This window comes from Lactobacillus sp. ESL1191 (assembly GCF_058504435.1).
This window is the reverse complement of record NZ_CP196365.1, coordinates 570,989-592,866: the sequence shown is the minus strand read 5'-3', so window position 1 is coordinate 592,866 and position 21,878 is coordinate 570,989. Positions and strand designations below refer to the sequence as shown.

The 21,878-nt window shown below is 43.8% G+C and carries 25 protein-coding genes; 5 read left to right on the top strand and 20 right to left on the bottom strand.

The window, feature by feature from the left end:
• Positions 1–169: 169 nt before the first annotated feature.
• The 3 genes from thiI to ezrA form a co-directional block, all read right to left on the bottom strand.
• Complete coding sequence (thiI, locus tag ACSYSN_RS03175) at positions 170–1,387, bottom strand: tRNA uracil 4-sulfurtransferase ThiI (RefSeq protein ID WP_491712723.1); 1,218 nt, start codon at positions 1,385–1,387, stop codon at positions 170–172.
• 4 nt (positions 1,388–1,391) lie between these two features.
• Positions 1,392–2,549, bottom strand: a complete 1,158-nt coding sequence (locus ACSYSN_RS03170) for a cysteine desulfurase family protein (protein WP_491712722.1) — start codon at positions 2,547–2,549, stop codon at positions 1,392–1,394.
• Between the two features lie 138 nt (positions 2,550–2,687).
• Entirely contained in the window at positions 2,688–4,400 is a 1,713-nt protein-coding gene (gene ezrA / locus ACSYSN_RS03165) for a septation ring formation regulator EzrA (protein WP_491712721.1), read from the bottom strand.
• A gap of 369 nt (positions 4,401–4,769) precedes the next feature.
• Between ezrA and rpsD the strand changes: the two genes are divergently transcribed.
• The 5 genes from rpsD (at position 4,770) to ACSYSN_RS03140 (ending at position 8,450) form a co-directional block, all read left to right on the top strand.
• Complete coding sequence (gene rpsD, locus ACSYSN_RS03160; protein ID WP_317638084.1) at positions 4,770–5,381, top strand: 30S ribosomal protein S4; 612 nt, start codon at positions 4,770–4,772, stop codon at positions 5,379–5,381.
• A 68-nt stretch (positions 5,382–5,449) separates the two neighbouring features.
• Positions 5,450–5,923 (top strand): YueI family protein, encoded by a 474-nt coding sequence (locus tag ACSYSN_RS03155; protein ID WP_491712720.1) that lies wholly within the window; start codon positions 5,450–5,452, stop codon positions 5,921–5,923.
• The gene (locus ACSYSN_RS03150) at positions 5,920–7,233 is read left to right on the top strand and encodes a replication-associated recombination protein A (protein ID WP_491712719.1); all 1,314 of its coding nucleotides are present in this window, start codon (positions 5,920–5,922) and stop codon (positions 7,231–7,233) included. Before ACSYSN_RS03155 ends, ACSYSN_RS03150 begins: the two co-directional genes overlap by 4 nt.
• Positions 7,234–7,674: 441 nt before the next feature.
• Entirely contained in the window at positions 7,675–7,956 is a 282-nt protein-coding gene (locus tag ACSYSN_RS03145) for a hypothetical protein (RefSeq protein ID WP_491712718.1), read from the top strand.
• A gap of 44 nt (positions 7,957–8,000) precedes the next feature.
• Positions 8,001–8,450 (top strand): universal stress protein, encoded by a 450-nt coding sequence (locus ACSYSN_RS03140; RefSeq protein ID WP_491712717.1) that lies wholly within the window; start codon positions 8,001–8,003, stop codon positions 8,448–8,450.
• A 65-nt stretch (positions 8,451–8,515) separates the two neighbouring features.
• Here the strand turns inward: ACSYSN_RS03140 and ACSYSN_RS03135 are convergent, their stop codons facing one another.
• The 17 genes from ACSYSN_RS03135 to prfA form a co-directional block, all read right to left on the bottom strand.
• Positions 8,516–9,709, bottom strand: coding sequence for an FtsW/RodA/SpoVE family cell cycle protein (locus ACSYSN_RS03135; protein WP_491712716.1), 1,194 nt, complete (start codon positions 9,707–9,709; stop codon positions 8,516–8,518).
• A gap of 16 nt (positions 9,710–9,725) precedes the next feature.
• On the bottom strand, positions 9,726–9,953 hold the full coding sequence (locus tag ACSYSN_RS03130; RefSeq protein WP_317638078.1) for a DUF2969 domain-containing protein: 228 nt from the start codon (positions 9,951–9,953) through the stop codon (positions 9,726–9,728).
• Positions 9,954–9,961: 8 nt separating this feature from the next.
• Positions 9,962–10,255 (bottom strand): membrane protein insertion efficiency factor YidD, encoded by a 294-nt coding sequence (yidD, locus tag ACSYSN_RS03125; protein WP_491712715.1) that lies wholly within the window; start codon positions 10,253–10,255, stop codon positions 9,962–9,964.
• A gap of 13 nt (positions 10,256–10,268) precedes the next feature.
• A complete protein-coding gene (locus ACSYSN_RS03120; protein WP_317638076.1) occupies positions 10,269–11,258 on the bottom strand; it encodes a rod shape-determining protein in 990 nt (329 codons plus the stop codon).
• A gap of 83 nt (positions 11,259–11,341) precedes the next feature.
• On the bottom strand, positions 11,342–11,572 hold the full coding sequence (locus ACSYSN_RS03115; RefSeq protein ID WP_317638075.1) for a DUF1146 domain-containing protein: 231 nt from the start codon (positions 11,570–11,572) through the stop codon (positions 11,342–11,344).
• A 73-nt stretch (positions 11,573–11,645) separates the two neighbouring features.
• The gene (locus ACSYSN_RS03110; RefSeq protein WP_317638074.1) at positions 11,646–12,083 is read right to left on the bottom strand and encodes a F0F1 ATP synthase subunit epsilon; all 438 of its coding nucleotides are present in this window, start codon (positions 12,081–12,083) and stop codon (positions 11,646–11,648) included.
• An 11-nt stretch (positions 12,084–12,094) separates the two neighbouring features.
• Positions 12,095–13,534, bottom strand: a complete 1,440-nt coding sequence (gene atpD, locus ACSYSN_RS03105) for a F0F1 ATP synthase subunit beta (protein ID WP_491712714.1) — start codon at positions 13,532–13,534, stop codon at positions 12,095–12,097.
• Between the two features lie 23 nt (positions 13,535–13,557).
• Positions 13,558–14,520, bottom strand: coding sequence for a F0F1 ATP synthase subunit gamma (locus ACSYSN_RS03100; protein WP_491712713.1), 963 nt, complete (start codon positions 14,518–14,520; stop codon positions 13,558–13,560).
• Positions 14,521–14,529: 9 nt separating this feature from the next.
• Positions 14,530–16,041, bottom strand: a complete 1,512-nt coding sequence (atpA, locus tag ACSYSN_RS03095) for a F0F1 ATP synthase subunit alpha (RefSeq protein ID WP_317638071.1) — start codon at positions 16,039–16,041, stop codon at positions 14,530–14,532.
• 14 nt (positions 16,042–16,055) lie between these two features.
• A complete protein-coding gene (gene atpH, locus ACSYSN_RS03090) occupies positions 16,056–16,604 on the bottom strand; it encodes an ATP synthase F1 subunit delta (protein ID WP_491712712.1) in 549 nt (182 codons plus the stop codon).
• Entirely contained in the window at positions 16,604–17,116 is a 513-nt protein-coding gene (gene atpF / locus ACSYSN_RS03085; RefSeq protein ID WP_491712711.1) for a F0F1 ATP synthase subunit B, read from the bottom strand. Before atpF ends, atpH begins: the two co-directional genes overlap by 1 nt.
• 43 nt (positions 17,117–17,159) lie before the next feature.
• Entirely contained in the window at positions 17,160–17,384 is a 225-nt protein-coding gene (gene atpE, locus ACSYSN_RS03080; RefSeq protein WP_317638068.1) for a F0F1 ATP synthase subunit C, read from the bottom strand.
• 18 nt (positions 17,385–17,402) lie between these two features.
• Positions 17,403–18,116, bottom strand: coding sequence for a F0F1 ATP synthase subunit A (atpB, locus tag ACSYSN_RS03075; RefSeq protein WP_491712710.1), 714 nt, complete (start codon positions 18,114–18,116; stop codon positions 17,403–17,405).
• Positions 18,117–18,221: 105 nt separating this feature from the next.
• Complete coding sequence (upp, locus tag ACSYSN_RS03070) at positions 18,222–18,851, bottom strand: uracil phosphoribosyltransferase (RefSeq protein ID WP_317638066.1); 630 nt, start codon at positions 18,849–18,851, stop codon at positions 18,222–18,224.
• A gap of 81 nt (positions 18,852–18,932) precedes the next feature.
• Positions 18,933–19,937 (bottom strand): L-threonylcarbamoyladenylate synthase, encoded by a 1,005-nt coding sequence (locus tag ACSYSN_RS03065; protein ID WP_491712709.1) that lies wholly within the window; start codon positions 19,935–19,937, stop codon positions 18,933–18,935.
• Positions 19,937–20,785 carry a peptide chain release factor N(5)-glutamine methyltransferase gene (gene prmC, locus ACSYSN_RS03060; protein ID WP_491712708.1) on the bottom strand — a complete coding sequence of 283 codons (849 nt, stop codon included), beginning with the start codon at positions 20,783–20,785 and terminating at the stop codon, positions 19,937–19,939. Before prmC ends, ACSYSN_RS03065 begins: the two co-directional genes overlap by 1 nt.
• Complete coding sequence (gene prfA, locus ACSYSN_RS03055; RefSeq protein ID WP_491712707.1) at positions 20,778–21,866, bottom strand: peptide chain release factor 1; 1,089 nt, start codon at positions 21,864–21,866, stop codon at positions 20,778–20,780. Before prfA ends, prmC begins: the two co-directional genes overlap by 8 nt.
• Between the last annotated feature and the right edge of the window lie 12 nt (positions 21,867–21,878).

The following is a 21,878-nucleotide window of genomic DNA, read 5'->3' as shown; positions in this document are numbered from 1 at the left end:
TCTCACATTGCGATAACGGCGAATTGCCGGGCCGGCTTACTATTGGTTCAGCTGACCAGACCAACCAAGCTACCAATTAACCCTTAGCCTCTCACCACCAATGGACCATTCTCTGTTTACCGGGTTAACACCTCTTGGTTATTACTTTGTCAACATTATAGCACTTTTTTTAGAGTAATGCAGCATCTTCTTGGGCTTTATCAGCCAAAAACTGGTCATTCGGATAAATGGGCGTGATCTCAATTCCTGCTAGTGCACGATCAATTAGTGCACTGGTATCCAACCGTGCTTCATATTCACGAGCTTTGTCAACCTTAGGCTTAGTCTTAGGACGAGGCGGAGCAAAAATTGTGCAGCAATCTTCAAAGGGTTGAATAGAAAGATCAAATGTCCCGATTTTTTCAGCCAAAGCAATAATTTCTGTCTTATCCATCGTGGCTACCGGTCGCAACACCGGTGTGGTGGTAACATCGTTAATTGCCACCATTGATTCGAGTGTCTGCGAAGCAACTTGACCAACCGACTCGCCATTAAAAATTGCCAGACCCCCGCGTTTTGCCCGAAGCTGGTCGGCCAGCCGCAACATAAAACGGCGCTGAATCGTCATCAAGTAGCCTTCAGGGATTTTGGCTTTAATCGTCTCCTGAATTTCCGCAAACGGCACGGCAATAAAGTTAATGCGCCCAGCATAATTGGCTAAAATACCAGTTAATTCCTTAGCTTTATTCAGCGCCTTCTCAGTAGTATATGGTGGACTATAAAAGTGAACCATGTCAATCTCAACTCCGCGCTTGAGTGCTAGATAGGAAGCAACCGGTGAATCAATCCCGCCAGACAACATCATGACAGCACGACCACCGGTACCTACCGGCATGCCACCGGCACCGCGAAGTAATTGGCTAGAAAGGTAAGCCGCATCCTGGCGCACCTCAATCCGAAGGACCAAGTCAGGTTGCTTCATCTCAACTTTTAAGTTATCCATTTGACCAAACAAGTAGTCCCCAATCATTTGGTTTAACTCGTTAGTATCATAAGCAAAGTTGTGGTCGCTACGCCTGGTATTAACCTTAAAGGTCATTCCCGGCTTAAATGTCGCCTTCATCAAAGCAAGTGCTGTCTCTTCAATCATCGTTAAAGTTTTTTCGATTTTGATAGTCGGCGAATAAGTTTGAATCCCAAAAACTTTTTTAAGTCGTTGATCGACGTCAGCAAAAGGTGCTCCATTAAGAATAATGTGCATACGGTCATGCTTGGGCCGAATTTCTACTTCCGGAAAGTCACGTAAGACTTTGGTCACATTGCCAGCTAGCCGACCGATAAAATCCTTGCGATTCTTTCCCTTAGTTGAAAGTTCACCGTAGCGAACCATAATTTCAGTGTATTTCATTCCTTTATTCTCCTAAATGATTAATTGGGGCAAAGTGTTGGTAAATCTCCTCAAAGACCCTGATAAACTCCTCAGCTTCTGCCATCGTATTGGTTTCATCAAAGCTGAGTCTAATGGCACTAGTCGCTACTCGATCAGTAATCTGCATCGCTGACAAGGTGCTTGCTGTAGTAGACCGAGTAGAAGCACAAGCTGAAGTGGTCGAAGTGTAGATGTCGTATTCTTCTAGCGTGTGGACCAATGTCTCCCCTCGAATACCAGTTAAGGCAAAGCAAAGTATGTGCGGAGCAAAATTCAGAGAAACTGGTGAAAAAATTTCAATTCCCGGTTTAGCTTGCAAGTAGTCAACTATTTTGCGCTTGATAGCCGCTTCCCGATCAGCCTTTTGCACTTCATCAGTAAGTAGCAAACGCAGTGCCTTGGCCATTCCCGCTATTGCTGGCAAATTTTCCGTTCCGGATCGTAAGCCCTGTTCTTGACCACCACCATCATGGAGTGGCAGTATCATTTTACCGGCTTTTTTATAGAGGATGCCAGTTCCGCGTGGTGCATGAAATTTATGTGCCGATAAACTGACTAAATCAACCCGAGGAGTGAAGACTCGTGACCAAATATTTTTACCAATAGCCTGCACATTATCAACGTGAAAGTTAACGGTCGGATAATTGGCAAGCAAGTCACTAATGTCCTCAATTGGTTGAATTGTCCCAATTTCATTATTGACCCCCATAACTGACACCAGTGTGGTGTCACTATCCAGAGCGGCGCGCAAGTCATTAACATTGACCCGGCCAGTTTTATCAACTGGCAGGCGCGTAACCCGAAAGCCTTGGTTTTCCAGCGCAGTAAAAGCATTGGCCACCGAGGCATGTTCCACACTTGAAGTAATTAAATGTTGGCCAAATGTTTGTTTTTGCCAGGCTGTACCCTTAATGGCCCAATTATTGGCCTCGGTTCCGCCTGAAGTAAAAAAGAGTTCACTAGGCTTTGTTCCTAAGAGGTCAGCGAGTTGTTCGCGTGAGCTTGCTAACAATTGGGCTGCACGATCACCCAACCGATGTAAACTCGAGGGATTTCCCCAGATTTCTCGCGCCACTTGGTCATATGTAGTCAAAACTGTTGGGTCAATCTTGGTTGTTGCGCTATTATCAAAATAAATCACTAATCTTTGCTCCCCTCAAACAATCCTGCATAACTTAACAATTGTAGCTTAAATACTGACTTCCTTCAATTGATAGTCCTTGTCCAAGCAAAAAGCAGTTCTAAGTTATCTCTTTAAAACTGCTTACCGCATAGCGCTTTATTGATTATTTTCTGAATAATACAGGTTCTCAAGCCGCTGATATGAACCAGGTTCAACTTTTTCAATGGCCGTTGCAATTGTATCCAGGGCATCCTTATAGTTATATTCCTGGCCGTATAGTGCCATGGTCTCTTGTTGAGCCTGCTTGATGACACTGTTTCCCGCATATTTGTTTGAATACTGCATGGTCAGTTCAACTAGGTCAGAGGAGCTAATGATGTCATCGGCCTCACGCTTCAAACGTTCAACATCGTCAGAAATCTGAATTAATTCATTGGAAATCTTTTCCATATTTATGCGAACTTGACTTAGTTCTTTAGCCACATGGCCAATCTCATTGACCACCAAAGTGTACATCTGGACAAAGGTGTCGGGTTTACCAGGCAGTTTTTTGCGTTCAAGGCGGCGATAGATCAAGGAAACTTCTTGCTTAAACTCGTTAATCGAATCATTAGCAACATTTTCTGCATCATACAAACCATCTACGTCTTGGGCCATTGTTTTCTGCTCAGCGGTGATTTCACGCAAACGCTCAAGCATGCTTAGCCACGAAGCTTTAATTTCCGAATATACCCCTTTACCATCCGCTAAATTTTGCGTATCAACGGTATATTGCCGGTTCATCTCATTGATTTCCTGCTCTAGCTGCCGGCTGGCGGCCAGTTCACCATGCGTCAGTTCATAACTTTCATCAATGTGGCGCAATTTTTCAACCAAATTCTTGGACTCAACTTGTTCATGGGCTAGGAGGCGCTGAATCTTGTCCTGATTATCTTCAACAAAGGGACGTGCCTTATACTCCTTGGTCAAAACGTCATACAAGTGGGTTATCGCAGACTTAATTGCGGTAATTCGTTGCTCCAGTTCAGTAGTTTTTAGTTCTGCCAGCAGTTTGCCAGCTTCATCAACCTGCAGGTGCAACTTTTTGATTTCGGCAAGTACGTCAATTTCAGTTATATAATACTGCGACGACATCATCTTTTTATAAGTATCAGAAAGTTCCCTAAGCTGCTCTTGAAAGACCGTATCGAGTGCTTGACGCCCTGCTCTAATCTTAGGCAAAATACTACTAATTGAGCTCAGCGCCACTTTGATTTGAGATAAAACCCGCTTGGCCTCCACCTGGTCACCCTGGGCAGTTAAACTTTTTGCTTCAGAAAAATCACTTTCGATCGCTGACAGGTCATTTTCAATTCGGTCAATAGCATTACCGTACTCATAGGAATCGGCCAAGACTGACTTGCGTAGTTTTTGATAACTTTGGTTTAGATCATCGTACTGAATTTGGTTTTCCCGATTGGATTCAAGTAACTCGGTAAAAACTTCTTTGGTGTTTTTAGCATCACTATAAGTCGGCCGCATAACTTCCTGGGCCGCTTTAATAGTCTTATGAGCCTTTAGCAATTGATAGTGGGCATTCTGTTCAGCTGCTTGCTCCAACAGCTCTTGCACTTGCGGGATTTTTTTACTGGAGGCTTGCTGGTAACTCTTGCGCCAAGTCGTGAACGTTGTCAAACTTTCACCAGCCAGATCCATCTTGTCGAGTTTGACAATGTCGGCAGTTAGGTCCATCTGTTCAATCTTCGAAATCATGTTGTCAAGTTCAAGAATTTCGCGCAATTGCCGCCGATTGACCACTAACATAAGGGCCACAACAAAAATAATGATTAAAATCGCAATAATTACAATAATCGACTGGGTTGATGACATAATTTTCCTCCAAAAACTACCCCAATTATACCAAATTTATCTTATACTGTGGAAACTGTTTTCGAACCGTCATAACAGAGTTCAGGTAACAGGAATAATAACCCAGAAAAAAGTCTTTTTCCAGCTTTTTCTACCATATATATGCTAAATAGTGATTTTTCTTGCTTTAAGCCGGCCAGACCGCTATAATATGGGACGTGTAAAATATTTGCAGCTATAAGTGGCAAGAACGTCAACATCTTAATACGTTTTAGTGAACGAGTAACCGACGCTGCAACAGGCGAAAATGAAAATTAAGATGCACGAATGCTGAACTTATGTGTAATATTTTACTCCAAAAACTGTCAGCAGATTTTATTGGAGGATTTTATGTCAAGATATACAGGTCCAAGTTGGAAACGATCAAGAAGATTAGGTATCTCACTTTCAGGTACTGGTAAAGAACTTAGTCGGCGTAACTATGCGCCAGGTCAACACGGCCCTAACTCACGCGGTCGCCTGTCAGAATACGGCGAACAATTGCACGAAAAGCAGAAGCTGCGTTGGATGTACGGCTTGAACGAGCGTCAATTTAGAACTTTGTTCAAGCGGGCCGGTAAGATTCGTCAGGGCGAGCATGGTACCAACTTCATGGTTCTGCTTGAATGCCGCCTGGACAGCCTGGTTTACCGTCTTGGCTTTGCCACTACTAGAGAACAAGCTAGACAATTAGTTAACCACGGCCATATTACTGTTGATGGCAAGCGCGTTGATATTCCTTCATATGATGTCAAGGTTGGTCAAATCATTGGCCTCAGGGAAAAATCAAAGAACTTGCAACAAGTCAAAGATGCACTTGAAGCAGTTGTGGGCCGCCCATCATTTGTTTCATTTGATGACAATAAGGTGGAAGGTTCTCTTGTACGTCTTCCAGAACGTGACGAACTGGAACCTGAAATTAACGAAGCCCTAGTTGTTGAATACTACAACAAGCTACTTTAATTTCTTCAATCACAAAACCCCTTTCCTCCTGGGAAAGGGGTTTTTGTTACTCGAAAGGAAGTTTAGCAATGTCCGATGATTTAAATACCAGAATCGAAAATGCTGCCCAAGGGATTACCCCCCAAACGCGGCCCGATGAACGCAGACAGTTTCTCGGTTCTTTACGTGAACGCGTTTTGCTGCGCATGAATAACACCGAAGTCGAAGATCCCCAGTTAACTCAACAGTTCTTGCTACACTTTAAAGACTTCAGGGGCTATTCCATTTTGGTCAATGGCAACCTCCACAATGACTTTTTAAACCAAGTCGAATTAAGTTGCGGTAAGTACGACATTCCATTCACGCTAGTCAATAATGAAACAGCCAAAACCGGCCCAACTGATACCGCGATCTTAGTAGTCGCCAAAACGGCCATTAATAAGCTGCGCGTTGAAATTGGTCAGGTGTACGCACCAGAAATGCCAAAATCCGAGCTAAGTCAGAAAACTGGCTCCCAAAAGACTGGTTTTTGGCACCGGCTCTTTCATGGAGAATCATCATGAAGCCACTGGCTTATCGGATGAGACCAGAAAATCTGGATGAGGTCGTAGGTCAGCAGCATTTAATCGGTCCGGGTAAAATTATTCGCCGGATGGTTGAAGCCAAACTGCTATCCTCAATGATTCTGTATGGTCCACCTGGAATCGGTAAGACTAGTATTGCCAGTGCCATCGCCGGTTCAACTAAGTATGCCTTTCGCAAGCTCAATGCGGCAACTGATGGCAAGAAGCAATTAGAACAGGTTGCAACGGAAGGCAAAATGAGCGGTACGGTCATTTTGCTATTAGATGAAATTCACCGCCTGGACAAGACTAAGCAGGACTTCCTCCTCCCCTTACTCGAAAAGGGAGAGATTATTTTAATTGGCGCAACCACGGAAAACCCATACATCTCCATTTCACCTGCCATTCGGTCACGTTGTCAGATTTTTGAATTAAAGTCCTTATCCGCAGCAGATGTCACGCAGGCTATTGACCGGGCCTTAAAGGATACCACGAATGGTCTCGGAAAATACCAGGTTAAAGTCACTAATGATGCCCAAAAACTGCTCATTCAAAAAGGCAACGGTGACCTGCGTTCCACCTTGAATGGCCTGGAGCTTGCAGTTCGGTCAACCAAACAAGAAATGATTGCAGCGGGCAAGAGCACAGAACAAGGTTTTACCATCAACCAGGAAGAAATGGCAAATTCTATCCAATTGCGCAGTCAAAACTTTGATGCCAGTGGTGACGGGCATTACGACCTGGTTTCAGCTTTTCAAAAGTCAATTCGTGGTTCTGACACGGATGCCGCTCTCCATTATTTAGCCCGGTTAGTTGAATCAGGGGACCTTCCAGCTATCTGCCGGCGCTTGAGTGTGATCGCTTACGAAGACATTGGCCTCGCTAATCCAGCGGCCGCCCAGCATGCCATAATCGCTATTCAAGCAGCACAAAGTTTGGGTTTTCCAGAAGCCCGTATTCCCCTAGCCAATGCCGTAATTGAACTAGCCCTCTCACCTAAGAGTAATAGTGCCATTAAGGCCATCGATCAGGCTTTAAACGACGTGCGCCAGCATGATTTTGGTGCCATTCCTGACAATCTGAAGGACGCCCACTACTCTGGAGCGGCTAAATTGGGGCATGGAACTAATTATGTCTATCCACACTCCTATCCAGGCGACTGGGTAGCCCAACAATATTTACCCGACAAGTTAACCGGTCAGCATTACTTTGATCCCAAGGGTAATTCAAAAATTGAAAAAGCCCTCCAAAAGCAGTATTTAGTTTTACAAAACATGCAAAAAGAAGGATTGAAGAAAAAGCCCCAGTGAATCAACCAAAACCAATAAGTTCAAGGCAAGAATTGGCTTTTGCTCAATTATCAGGGCCATAACAAGTGCACCAGTACTCTAACTAATGCCGTTATTCTGGTTGGATAACTTAAAAGTAGTTTGCCCGCAGTTGCAGCAACTTGCCTATAAAAAAGTTGACAAGTCCTACTCCATTAGCTTAGTATAATACTTGATCTGAGTTGACTGCTTAGTTTAATTGTATAAAGTTGACCGGTCAAACATAATACGTGCGAGATAGTAAATAACTATCGAATCGGAATACTATCAATTTTGCATAGGATCCATATTCGTCGTGATACTTCTCATTTTTTGAACACTGCGGGTTCAACAAGCATTGTTTTGCTATGTTTAGTCGACTCGGATTTCTTTGAAATTTATAAGAGAACGGTCTCAGGACCGTTTTTTGTGTGGAGCTTTTTTATGACTCTCAAAGTTTTTATTATCATCTATTTAATCGTTTTACTAACTACTGCCTACTACCTTTGGTACAATCGGACAGATCATTTTTTGGTATTTAACCGTAAGAACAATGCAAATTTTCGGTCAATTATGTCTTGGACGGCAGTAATCCTATTTTTGGAAAGTGTTATTGGTTTCTTCATTTTGCTGTTGGGCAACCGTTACCTTAACCTAATTACGCTTATTCTCAGCTCAGTAACTATTTTTATTTTTAGCATTTTGATCAATCAAAAGGATTATTAATTCTGTGAAAATTTGGTAGAATAATGGTGAAAGAGGTGTTTTACATGACAAAACAATATTACCACATTCAAGTTGCCGTTGATGGTTCTAAAGAGGCTGACTTGGCGTTTAAAAAAGCCGTCGCGGCTGCTAAACGCAATGACGCCACATTAGAAATTTTACACGTTATTGATACCCGGTCGTTTCAAAATGTGTCAAGCTTCGACTCTCAAATGGTGGAACAGGTATCCGCCGATGCCAAGAAAAAATTGCAGGACTATTATGATACTGCCGAAAGTGCAGGCGTAAAAGACGCCCACTATGCTATTGAGTTTGGCGCACCAAAAGAAATTATTGCCCACCAGTTTCCTCAAAAGCATGATGTAGATCTAATTGTGATCGGTGCAACCGGGCTTAATGCAGTTGAACGAATCCTGATCGGCAGTGTGACTGAATACGTCACGCGAACAGCGGATTGTGACGTGCTGGTCTGCCGGTCCACCGAAACAGCATGATAATTAGTTTTAATTAAAGTAAACAAAAAAGCAGTTCAATAATGATGTGAACTGCTTTTTTATGTTTAAAAGTCGCCGGCTTGACTGAACATGTAATCCTTATTATGGTACTTCATTGACAAAATCATCCCGATTCCAATCATGTTGCCAATCAGCGCTGAACCACCTTGAGAAATGAACGGCAATGGAATCCCCGTTAATGGTAGCAAATCAATGCTCATACCAATGTTTTCAAAAACGTGGAAGAGAATCATCATAATGACCCCAGTTGAAACGTAAGAGTAAAAGGCATTCTTAGTATCAAAAGTAATGCGGACCATTTGAATAATCAAATATAGGTAAAGCAGAATTACAGCCACACTGCCAATAAAGCCAAAGGATTCACCAATAACAGAGTAAACCATATCGGAGCCCCGCACTGGTACATAAACGCTCAGCTTACCAAAACCATTACCAAAAATTTGGCCAGAGCCAATGGCCTGCATGCTCAACCAGAGTTGATAAGCAACTGATGACGTATCGGTCGAAGGGTTAAGCCATGACATAATTCGTTTGAATTGGTAAGGTTGAAAGAAATGACTCAAGAATGACTGGCCGCCTGCCGTGGTAACCATAAAAATGACAATTGCGCCCAGAATAAAAACAAGCACAAACATTGGTGTAATGATTTTCCAGGAGATACCCGAAACCAAAATCACCCCACCCACAATTGCAATAAAGACCAGCATCGTGCCAAAGTCATTCTGCAACTTGAGCAGAATGGCAATTGGCAATAGCCAGGCCATAATCTTTCCAATCAGTAGCCAGTCATTGCGCAGCGTGTGCAGCAGTTTTTGATTGTGTTCGTGAACCACCCGGGCCAGCATTAAAATAAACGCGGGCTTCATCACCTCTGAAGGCTGGAAAGAAATGGGACCAACTTTAAACCAACTCTTTGCCCCTGTACTGCTTGCAACTGCCCGGTTATAGAAGAACAAAACCGCAATTAATAGGATAATCCCAAAAGCATAGACATAAGGTGCTATTCGAAAGAGTTGCTCTGCATCAAATTGGATAACAAATACTACGATTCCAAGGGAGATAACATACCATAGTCCCTGCATGAGGACCGCTTTTAGCGGGCTCCCCATATGACTGGGGTCATCAACTGCTGCAAAATAAATTGCATAAAGACCGACCGCCGCCAACAACAGCACCGGAACCACAATCTTCCAAGCTATCTGGTCAAACAGGTTAGTCTTATTTTCTACTTTTACCATTAAAAATCACTGTCCATTATTTTTCATGTAGTGCAAAGTAAGACAGCAAATCATTGATGCTGCTCTCTAGGCTCTTGGCATACAAAACATTATTCGTTTTGCTAGTTGTTGCGCGGTAGCGTCCGGAACCCTTCTCAATTGTTCCAATGGTCTTTTTATTGGGAATGATCACTTCCCAGGTCGGATTTTCTTTCCCCTTTAACTCATTAATTTCAACATTAATATTTTCTGGTTTCTTTGACATAATAGCTCCTACTTCGTTGATGGGTGGAATTTTTTGGCAATGATTTCATCCTCGTATTTTTCCGGATGCGGATTACGAAAAATCGTAAACTCATCAGGTACAGGATCGACCCCGCCGCGGATGAAAGGATTGCAACGCAAAATCCGGCATAAACCCATAATTAGCCCCTTGAGCGGTCCCATCTTAGTCAAAGCATCAATCATATAAGTTGAACAGGTGGGATAGTAACGGCAACTCTTAGGTAAAGCCGGTGAAATAACCCTTTGATAAAATTTTACCAGGTAAATCAAAATTTTACGCAAAGTAATCTCCTAATTAGCCAAGCTGATGCTTCTCAATGTTGTTAAGCAAAATCCCCGTGCCTAAGGCAACCGCTTCAAGCGGTTGATCGGCCGTTAGCACTGGCACTTTCAAGTAATACGAAATTAGCTTATCAATATTTTTTAGCAGAGCCCCGCCTCCAGTCAGCATAATGCCGCGGTCAATAATATCTGCTGAAAGCTCGGGCGGAGTCTTTTCGAGCACATCCTTAGTTGACGCAATAATGGTCATCAAGCCATCATGCAACGCCTCCTGAATTTCTGGGGCCGACACCGTCACTTGCTTGGGTAAGCCATCAACGACGTCCCGCCCGCGCACAGTAATTGTCTGCTCCTGATCCGGCTCAAAGGCACTACCAATCTCAATTTTAATCTGCTCAGCAGTTCTTGAACCAATCAGTAAGTTATGCTTATTCTTAATGTATGCCACTACGGCCTGGTTCATGTGATCCCCAGCAAAACGCAATGACTGGCTGGTAACAATTTCACCCATCGACAAAACGGCAATATCAGTGGTGCCGCCACCGATATCAATCACAATGTTGCCCTGAGGTTTAAAAATATCTAACCCGGCACCAATGGCTGCAACTTTAGGTTCAAAATCGAGGTAAACCTTACCACCACCAGATTTTTCGGCAGCTTGAATAATAGCTTTCTGCTCAATCGAAGTAACCCCAGTTGGTGCACAAATCATGATGTTTGGCTTGGACATGAAACCCTTGACGTTAAGCTTTTCAATGAAGTATGAAAGCATCGCTTCAGTAATATCAAAATCAGCGATGACGCCGTTTTTAAGTGGGCGAACAACCCGAATATTACCGGGTGTCCGGCCAACCATCATGTATGCTTCAGTTCCCACTGCAACTACCTTATTTGTACTTGTGTTAACAGCAACTACAGATGGCTCATTCAGTACAATTCCCTTACCAGAAACGTTAATGAGCACATTGGCTGTTCCTAAATCAATTCCTATATCTCGTGCCACGATAATCCTCCATAAATATTCATTGTATATTCTACCATAAAGGCAGGCAAGTTTGACGGGAACTTAGGTCACTTTACCAAGTTTTAAAAGAAATTCCGTAGTTGCATTGACGTATCCATGAGGGCAATCAAGAAGTTCCCCACTAAAAAACCTAAGGCAATTGCGCTGAAGATGAGCAGTAACTGGGCTTCAAAAACTCTCCCCTTGCGGATAATTTTTTCGACTTGGACATTTTTCATTATTTGAAATGATAAGGCAATCGTAAATAGGTAAATAATAATACTGATTAGGGCGTGAACACCTAGTTGAAACATCTTAATTCTCGCTTTTCTCTAATTAAACAAAAACGGATACACACTTTTGGTGCATCCGTTTAAAACTCTAATACTAGTTACTGGAATTGTAAACACTAATTCTGTTCGCAGCCCTTTTCAACGCAACTTGCGCACGTTCAAGTGATTGTTGATCATGACTGGCCTTAGCTTCTTCCATCGCCGCTTGTGCTCGTTTTCTGGCCGCTTCGGCCCGAGAAACATCGATGCTGCTCGAACGCTCAGCACTATCAGCAATGATTGTGGCAACGTTATCAGAAAATTCAAAATAACCACCTGAAACAGCAATATGATTAACTGTCTCATTGTCTTCACGACTGCGTTTAACCCTGATTTCACCAATTGCTAGTGGGGTTAAAAGCGGTAAGTGATTATACATGACTGAACGTTGCCCATCAATTGCACGCATCTCGACGAGACTACAACGATGGGAAAAGACCAAGCCATCAGGAGTTACCACATTTACTTTGAAAAGTTTTTCTGGATCTGCCATTTGACATCACCCTACTTTTCTAGCAATGCTTTAGCTTCTGGATCGCTAGCAGTTACGCCCATCGACTGCGCTTTTTTCAAAACGTCTTCAATTGGACCAACACTCCGAAAAGCATCTTCTGGTAAGTCATCGAGGTGACCATCCAGAATCATCTTAAAGCCCTTAATCGTTTCCTTGATTGGAACATAAGAACCGGGAACACCGGTAAACTGCTCTGCAACAAAGAAGTTTTGTGACAGGAAGAACTGAATCTTCCGTGCCCGACTAACAATTACCTTTTCTTCATCAGACAATTCATCCATTCCTAAAACAGAAATGATGTCCTGTAATTCATGGTAACGTTGCAGGACGTGCTGCACTTGGGTAGCAACTTCGTAGTGCTCCTGCCCAACAACTTCCGGATCCAAGGCACTAGAAGTGGATTGGAGCGGATCAACAGCTGGATAAATCCCCTGCTCAACCAAGCTACGCTCCAAGTTGGTCGTTGCGTCCAGATGGGCAAAAGTTGTGGCTGGTGCCGGGTCAGTATAGTCATCGGCTGGCACATAAACGGCCTGAATTGAAGTAATAGAACCTTTCTTAGTCGAAGTGATTCTTTCCTGCAATTGACCCATTTCTGTAGCCAGCGTCGGTTGATAACCAACCGCACTTGGCATCCGGCCCAGCAAGGCCGAGACCTCGGAACCCGCTTGGGTAAAGCGGAAGATGTTGTCAATAAAAAGTAACACATCTTGCCCTTCAACATCCCGGAAGTACTCAGCTAAAGTCAGTCCCGTCAAGGCTACCCGCATTCTGGCACCAGGCGGCTCGTTCATCTGACCAAAGACCATCGCGGTCTTGCTCAAAACGCCCGATGCCTTCATTTCGAAGTAAAGGTCATTACCTTCACGCGTTCTTTCACCAACACCAGTAAAGACAGAAATACCGCCATGTTCTTGGGCAATGTTGTGAATCAACTCTTGAATAATCGTCGTTTTACCAACACCAGCACCACCAAACAGACCAACTTTACCACCACGAACGTAAGGCTCGAGTAAGTCGATAACCTTTATTCCGGTTTCAAGAATCTCCTGACTAGTAGTCAGTTCATCATATTTAGGTGCTTCCTTGTGGATGCTATCACGATCATGATCTTGACCAAACTCGGGTCCATTATCAATCGTGTCGCCTAAAACGTTAAACACCCGGCCCAAGGTATCATTGCCAACTGGCACTGAGATTGGGCCACCAGTATCTTGGACTTTCATCCCGCGCATCAGACCATTGGTAGATTCCATGGCGATTGTTCTAAGGACCCCATCACCAAGCTCTAGCGTAACTTCAAGGACAATCGTCTCGTCTTTGGACTTAATTACACGCAAAGCATTATTAATGTCAGGTAGGCCTTTATCAAGTGGAAATTTTACATCGACCACAGGGCCGATTACTTGAACAACTTCACCTTCACTCAAAATATCTACCTCCTTTTCTCTAATTATTTCAAAGCATTGGCACCACTGACAATTTCAGTAATTTCAGTAGTGATTTCTGCTTGTCTTGCACGGTTTAACTTAGTAGTTAGACTTGAAACCAGATCATTAACGTTGTCCGTTGCACTCTGCATGGCTGTCATCGAGCTTGCATGCTCGGATGTTTTGGCATCCAAAATTGCACCATAAATAGTCGACCGCGCATATTGCGGAACTAAAGTGGTTAAGACTGCATTAACATCAGGTTCAATATCATATTCTAAATCTTTGTGCGCTTCAGCTTCTTTAATGCCAATATCAATATCGACAATTGGTAGCATCTTTTCAACCCGAAATGCAGATGACAAAGAGTTAACGTGGTGGGTATAACAGACGTACAACTCGTCGTAAACTCCGTTCAAATACATTTTAATCGCCGTTGAAACAATTGGCAAAACCTCATCAAAAGTTGGCACATCAGTGATCGCATTGTTTTCATAAACCACGTTTAGGTGATTTTTCTTAAAAAACTCCGCACCAACTGAACCAACTGCCAAAATCTTGATGTCCCGGTGCTGGGCTCTTGAATCTTCAACTAGTCCCATCATATTTTTTATGACTGCACTATTATAAGATCCAACCAAACCCCGGTCACCAGTAACAACTAAATAGCCGGTAGATTTGACTTCTTTACGTGCTTGAATCATATCAGAGATAATTCCGAGGTCAAACACATTCTCATAGTCAATTTTACCCATACTATCAGCATCCACCTTAACATTTTCACGATGTAGGTGGTTGATAACTTCAGCACTCATTAGTCGCGACAGTGTATTGCGAACATGATCATTATAGGTCGTATAGCCCTTATCGCGCTTTTCGGTTTGGTTTAATTTTGCCGCGGAAACCATTCGCATGGCCTCCGTGATTTTACCAGTTTGCTTAACTGAAGCAATTTTATTCTTCAACTCAAGTAATGATGCAGGCATAATTACCTCCTAGTTATTACTTGGTGAAAAGCTATCTGCAAATGCGCTAAGTGCAGCTTGTAACTCTTTTTCATCAGGTAATTCACCGGTCTCACGAATCTGCTTAAGCAAGTCTGCGTGAGCATTATCAAAGTTATCATATAGCTCTTTTTCAAAGCGTGCGATATCTTCTACCGGAACGGAATCCAGGTAGCCGTGAGTCAAAGCGTACAAAATGACAACCTGCTTTTCGACCGGAATTGGGTCGTGCAGTGGCTGCTTCAATACTTCAACAACCCGGCGACCACGGTTCAGCTTGGCTTGCGTTGCCTGATCCAAGTCACTACCGAACTGGGCAAAACTCTCCAGTTCGTGGAAGGCGGCCAGGTCGGTACGCAAGGTACCCGCAACCTTCTTCATCGCCTTGATTTGGGCACTACCACCAACCCGGGAAACAGAGTTACCAGCGTCAATCGCCGGCCGTGTCCCTGCAAAGAACAAGTCGCTCTGCAGGAAGATCTGGCCGTCCGTAATTGAAATCACGTTGGTTGGAATATAAGCTGAGATGTCTCCGGCCTCGGTCTGGATGAACGGTATTGCCGTCATCGATCCTCCGCCCAGGTCATCACTCAACTTCGCACTACGCTCTAAAAGGCGTGAGTGCAAGTAGAAAACGTCACCCGGGTAGGCTTCACGACCAGGCGGACGACGAAGGAGCAAGGAAAGTTCACGGTAGGCCACGGCTTGCTTGGATAGGTCATCAAAGACCACCAGAACATCCTTGCCCTTGTACATGAATTCCTCACCCATCGCGGTCCCAGCGTACGGTGCAATGTACAGCATCGGTGCCGGTTCACTTGGTCCGGCTTCCACCACAATCGTATAATCCATTGCGCCGAAACGCTTCAATGTTTCTACCTGGGTTCTAACCGTTGATTCCTTTTGTCCAATGAAGACATAGATACAGATTACGTCTTGACCCTTTTGGTTCAAAATGGTATCGATGGCCAAACTGGTTTTACCCGTCTTACGGTCACCAATAATGAGTTCACGCTGACCCCGGCCGATTGGAACGAGGGCATCAATTGACTTGATACCGGTTTGCAGTGGCTGATTAACCGACTGCCGTTCCATCACGCCTGGAGCCGTGTCCTCGATTGGCCGCGTCTTCTTCGTCTTGATTTCGCCTAACCCATCGACTGGCTGACCCAAAGGGTTAACCACCCGACCGATTAACTCATCGCCAACCGGAACCCGCATAATTTGACCGGTTCTCTTGACTTGGTCGCCTTCTCGAATATTGTCAAAGTTACCTAAAATAATGATACCAACATCATTTGATTCAAGGTTTTGAGCAATACCATAAGAACCATTGTCAAATTCCAACAATTCATTGGCCAGAACATTATTCAATCCGTGAGCCCGGGCGATACCATCACCTATGTAAGTCACAACTCCAACTTCTTTAATGTCGAGTTTGTCATCATAGTGTTCAAGCTGCTGCTTGATCAAAGAGCTAATCTCTTCTGCTTTTATGCTCAATGGTTTCACCTCTTTTAATCTTTACTAATTAACTGCGCACGAATCTTGGTCAGCTTGTTTTTGACGGAACCATCAACGACATAATCGCCGACTTTCAGAATCACACCACCAATAATGCTATCGTCAACCTCGTTATCAAGGTGAACCTGGGTCAAGCCATATTTTTGTGCATAACTCTCGCCCAAAGCCTTAAGCTGGGACTCGTCTAATTCAATTGACGTAATTGCGGTTCCCGCCATGATTTTTTTGTTTTCGTTATACAAGTCGTTAAAGTAAACGATAATAGCTGGCAGAGCAGAAAAATGATTATAATCGAGTAGTAAGTTCAGAAAGTTCTGGACTTCATCGACCAAACCCTGCTCAATTGCAGACAAAGCCTTTTTCTTTTCTGTAGTGTTTAGTATCGGATCACTAAAAACCTGTAAAATTTGTGGATGAGCAGACAGTGCTTGGCGCAACTCCTGTAAATCCGCATGAACAGCATCTAAAGCTTTCATATCCTGCACATAATCAAACAGTGCAGTACCATAACGTGCAGCAATTTCTTCTTTACTCAAGGCCATTACTTATTCAGCCCCTTAATAAATTGATCAACCAAATCCTTTTGGTCATCAGCAGACAAATTCCGTGCAATTACTTTTTCAGCAATTGTGACCGAAATATCAGCCACCTCTGCACGTGCCTCATCTAAAGCTGCAGCCTTTGCCTGAGCGGCATCGGTTTTAGCCTTGGCGTGAATCGCAGCAGCATCATCGTTAGCTTCTGCGACAATCTGACTGCTCGTCTTCTGCGCGTCAGTCTTTGCACTAGAGAGAATTTGCATTGCCTCTTGTTTTGAATTCTTTAAAGCAGCTTCACGTTCATTAGCCAAAACTTCGGCTTTTTTGCGGTTATCTGCGGCTGAATCCAAATCATTGATTACTTTTTGCCGTCTCTTCTCCATCATGTCGGAGACTGGTCCCCAAGCATAATGCTTAACTAAAAGAAGCAAAATTGCGAAGACAATCATGTACCAAATGGTATTACCGATGTAGATGTGATTCGCTGAGGCTGCAAATAATGTTTGAAATGTCATTTACTGCCCTTCTCTCTTTTTTAACCTATTAACTCTTGGCAAATTAAAGGAAGAGAATCAGGAAAGCAACAACAATCGCCAAGATAGGAACAGCTTCGATCAAACCAACACCAATAAACATTGTTGATCTCAGGTTGCCAGCACTTTCAGGTTGGCGCGCCATGCTTTCAACCGTCTTAGTGATAACCTTACCGTTACCCCAAGAAGCAGCAAGGGCTGCAATACCAGCTACAAGTGCAGCTGAAAGATATTTAAAAGCTTGTGACATATTTAAACCTCCAAAAAATTATTCTTTTGTAACTTTTTTACCAATGTAAACCATTGATAAAGTTACGAAAACATATGCCTGGATAGAGCCAATGAAGACAGAGAAACCTTGCCATATCATAGCCAGTGGAGCTGCCAAAATCATTGTTGGAATTCCAAAGCTAGGAGCCAGGTTATTACCAATCAACGTTAATAAAACTTCACCCGCATAGATATTACCATATAAACGCAAAGATAGTGTTAAAAAGTTGGTTATTTCCTCAATCATATTGATTGGGAACAAAAAACCAACTGGTTCAGCATAGTTACGCCAATAACCACGCGTGCCAAATTTTTGCATTCCAAAAGTAAATGATAAGAGCAAGGTCATCATTGCAAACGACATTGTCGTTACCGGGTCCGCTGTTGGTGACTTAATAAACATAAAGTCACCGACTTTGACCTCCAGGAACATCCCCAGCTGGTTCATAAACCAGATAAAGAGAAACAAAACAAAGGCATACAGCGAGAGGTGCTTCCGTGCATCGGAATCACTGACGTTGTCTTTAACAATGCCATCAGTGAAGTCGAGTAGGTATTCCAGTACGTTTTGCTTTTTGTTTGGTTTCAGCTCAACTGTCCGTGACAGCCAAATGCAGACCAATAAAACTGTAGCTGCCATTAAAGTTGAACCGATGATCCCTGCGAGATCAAAGTTTAAACCCAAAAATTTAAAAACAAATGATTCCTCCAATACTTCGTGACCTCCCTTCTTGTGCCCATTTTCGAACACTCATACAATATTAACACCATTCAATAATTTTGTGTAAGTTTGTAAGCGAATTCTACAATAATTTACTTATTTCGTGCCAAACAGGCGATCACCAGCGTCTCCTAGACCTGGGAAAATGTAGCCATTTGGCAATAATTTATCATCTTCTGCAGCCGCAAAAATATCAACGTCGGGATTTTCTTTCTGGACTGCTTTTACCCCTTCAGGAGCTGCAACCAAAACGGCCAACTTAATATCCGTGACACCGCGCTTCTTTAAGGCGCTGATGGCCATATTAGCAGAGCCGCCAGTAGCAAGCATTGGGTCAACAACTAGGCATTCACGTTCCGCAATGTCTTTTGGCATTTTACAAAAATATTCGTGCGGTGTCAGTGTCTCTTCGTCGCGGTACATCCCAATCACACCAACCTTAGCAGCCGGAATCATTTCCATTACTCCATTTAACATCCCAATACCTGCCCGCAGGATGGGAACGATGGTCAATTTCTTACCAGCAATCGCTTTTTGCGTGGTCTTGCCAATCGGGGTCTCGATTTCAACATCTTGCAGCGGCAAGTCGCGGGTGATTTCATAGGTCATGAGTCCCCCAATCTCGCCGACAATTTGGCGAAATTCGTTTGAACTCGTCTCCTTGCGCCTGATAATAGTTAACTTGTGTTGGATTAATGGATGATCCAATACCGTAAATTTGCCCATTTGTTCCTCCTAAAAATATACATGTTTAGAGTTATTTTAATCAAAAAAGCAAAGGGTTTAAAGTCCTTTGCTAGTTATTTTTTATTTTACTTGAAAATGATGACCCGCGGCCGCCTTATTTAGCCTGTTCATGTAGGCTAAAGTCTGCTCACTTCCGCCAAAACCCTGGACAAAAATTTGCTTAATTTGGCTCTGATCATCAAAATAACGTAGACCCGCAAATAAGTTGCGGTCAGCATCAGCCAGATCATTGCCCAGGTCAAACTTGTTTTGGGCTGGCAGATCAAGCTTGGTCAATTCTGCATTTAGCGCCATGACCCCTGTATTTTCGTCAAAGTTAATTTGTGCAAAATCCTGTGCATCATCTACAACCACCACCGCGGCACTAGGAGCATAGTGGCGGTACTTCATGCCTGGAGCTTTAGGTACCTCCTGATCTGATACCTGACCGCGGTTGATTAGCACGGTTTCACCAAGCACCTGGCTAAGTTCTTCAGGAGTGATTGCACCTGGTCGCAGAACAACGGGACTTTTAACCGCTATATCAATAATAGTTGATTCAAGCCCCACCTTAGTTGGGCCGCCGTCAATAATACCCGCAATCTTCCCCCTTAAGTCATGAAAAACATGCTGGGCAGTTGTTGGACTGGGCTTAGTCGAAGTGTTAGCAGAGGGGCCGACAATTGGCGAACCGAGTTTGGCAATCATTTCACGAGTCAGCTGATCATCAGGACAGCGCAAGGCAACAGTGGCTAGACCGCCAGTAACGGCCTTAGGTAAGCTGCCTGGCCTAGCCTTGAGCAGAATCGTCAGCGGTCCCGGCCAAAAATGGTTAATCAGCTTTTCAGCTCGATCCGAAATTTCTTGGACATAGTGCGACATCATTTCTTTATCTGCAACCGTCACAATCAACGGATTGTCACTTGGCCTGCCCTTGGCTGCATAAACTTGCTTAACTGCTTCTTCATTAGTTGCAAGTGCGCCTAACCCGTAGACTGTTTCGGTCGGAAATGCGACTAATTCCCCCTTAGCCAACAAGTTAACCGCAGCATCAATTTGGCCTGCAGAAAAAATTTCTGTTTCCATTACTTGTTCCACTTCCCCCAAACCATCCGCGGCTTTCCCGCCAGGTCATTTTTAAATTCACAGGTAAAGTCCGGCAACTCACGCGCAAACAAGTCCTGTAACTGCTCCTTTTCACTGAAGCCATACTCCAAAAAGAATTCGCCCCCGCTGTTTAGGTGTTCAGGCACTGTTTGAGCAAACTTACGGTAAAAATTCAGGCCATCCTTGCCCCCAAAAAGAGCTTCTTCTGGTTCATTTTGCAAAACATTTTGGTCCATAACGGCTCTTTCCGTTTCTTTAATGTATGGCGGATTAGAAATGATTTTGTCAAACTTTTCTAAACCAATCAAAATATTGGCCTTGCGGACAGTCACATCAAGATCGTACTTTAGAAAATTTTCTTCACTAGTCCTTAGGGCCGCATCGGTCACGTCTGACGCATAAAGGTCGAGGTTGGCAATTCCGCGCTTAGCAGCCTCCAGTGCCAGAGCTACTGTAATGCAGCCCGACCCCGTGCCTAGATCAAGTACCTTGTCTCCCGTTTTTAAGCGGTCCAGTGCCCACTCAACCAACTCCTCGGTCTCAAAGCGCGGAATTAGCACACCTGGTTGCACTATCATTTGATAGCCCAAGAACCAGGAATAGCCCAAGATATACTGGGGCGAGATACCCTTAACCAGTTTCTGCATATCTTTTTGCGCTTGCTTAACCTGGCCTGCAGTTAGTTCCATATCTGTTTTCAATTGAAATTCGCTTGGGCTAAGTTGTAAACGCTCTGCCAGTAAATAAGCAATCTCTTCATCTCGGTGGTCACCTGCTTCGTCTTTTGCCCAAGCATACAAGTCTTTCAAAGTCTTAATCTTAGGCATTTTGATTGGCCAGCTCCTCTAGTTGCTTAGTTTGGAAGTAGAGACTTAAAGCATCGATAACTTCATCTAGTTCACCGTTCATAATCCGGTCCAACTTGTTGAGAGTCAAACCAATGCGGTGGTCCGTAACTCGATTTTGCGGATAGTTGTATGTTCTAATTCGCTCAGAACGATCACCGGTACCGACTGCACTCTTACGTTCAGCGTCATATTGGTCGCGGTTTTGGCTTTCATAATAGTCATAAACTCGCGAAGTCAAAATCTGCATCGCCTTTTCCCGATTCTGCTGCTGGCTCCGCTGGTCCTGCATTGCAACAGCAATTCCCGTTGGCAGGTGCGTCATGCGTACGGCACTGGAAGTCTTGTTAATGTGCTGACCACCAGCACCACTAGCACGGTAAACATCAACTCTAAGGTCTTTGGGATCTAACTCAAAGTCAACTTGCTCGTATTCTGGCATCACTGCAACCGTTGCCGTTGAGGTATGAACCCGGCCCTGTGACTCAGTAACTGGAACCCGTTGTACACGGTGTGCACCATTCTCATACTTTAATTTTGAATAAACCTTATTACCCGTAATCATGATGGCGATATGCTTGTAGCCGCCAACTTCGGTAGGGTCGCTATCAACTATGGAAACCTGCCAATTCTGCTGTTCGGCATATTTTTCATACATCCGAAGTAAGTCCCCAGCGAACAGCGAGGCCTCATCACCTCCTGCAGCACCGCGGATTTCCATGATAATGTCCTTGTCATCATTAGGATCTTTGGGCAGCATCAGCAGCTTAATCTCATCTTCAAGGTCAATAATTTCTGCTTCTAGCGTACTATTTTCTTCCTTGGCCATCTCAACTAAGTCGCTATCACTTTCGCTAGCCATCATTTCCTTATTGTCGGCAATTTCCTTTTTATCTGCCTTGTATTTACGGTATTTTTCAACCACTTCGCGCAGGTCTGACTCCTCCTTGGAGATCTCCATATAACGCTTGGTGTCATTAATAACCTCTGGATCAGCCATCATTTCCTGCAGCTCATCGTAGTGCGCTACAAGACCTTCAAGCCTGGCCATAATCTTATCCATATTTTTTCTTCT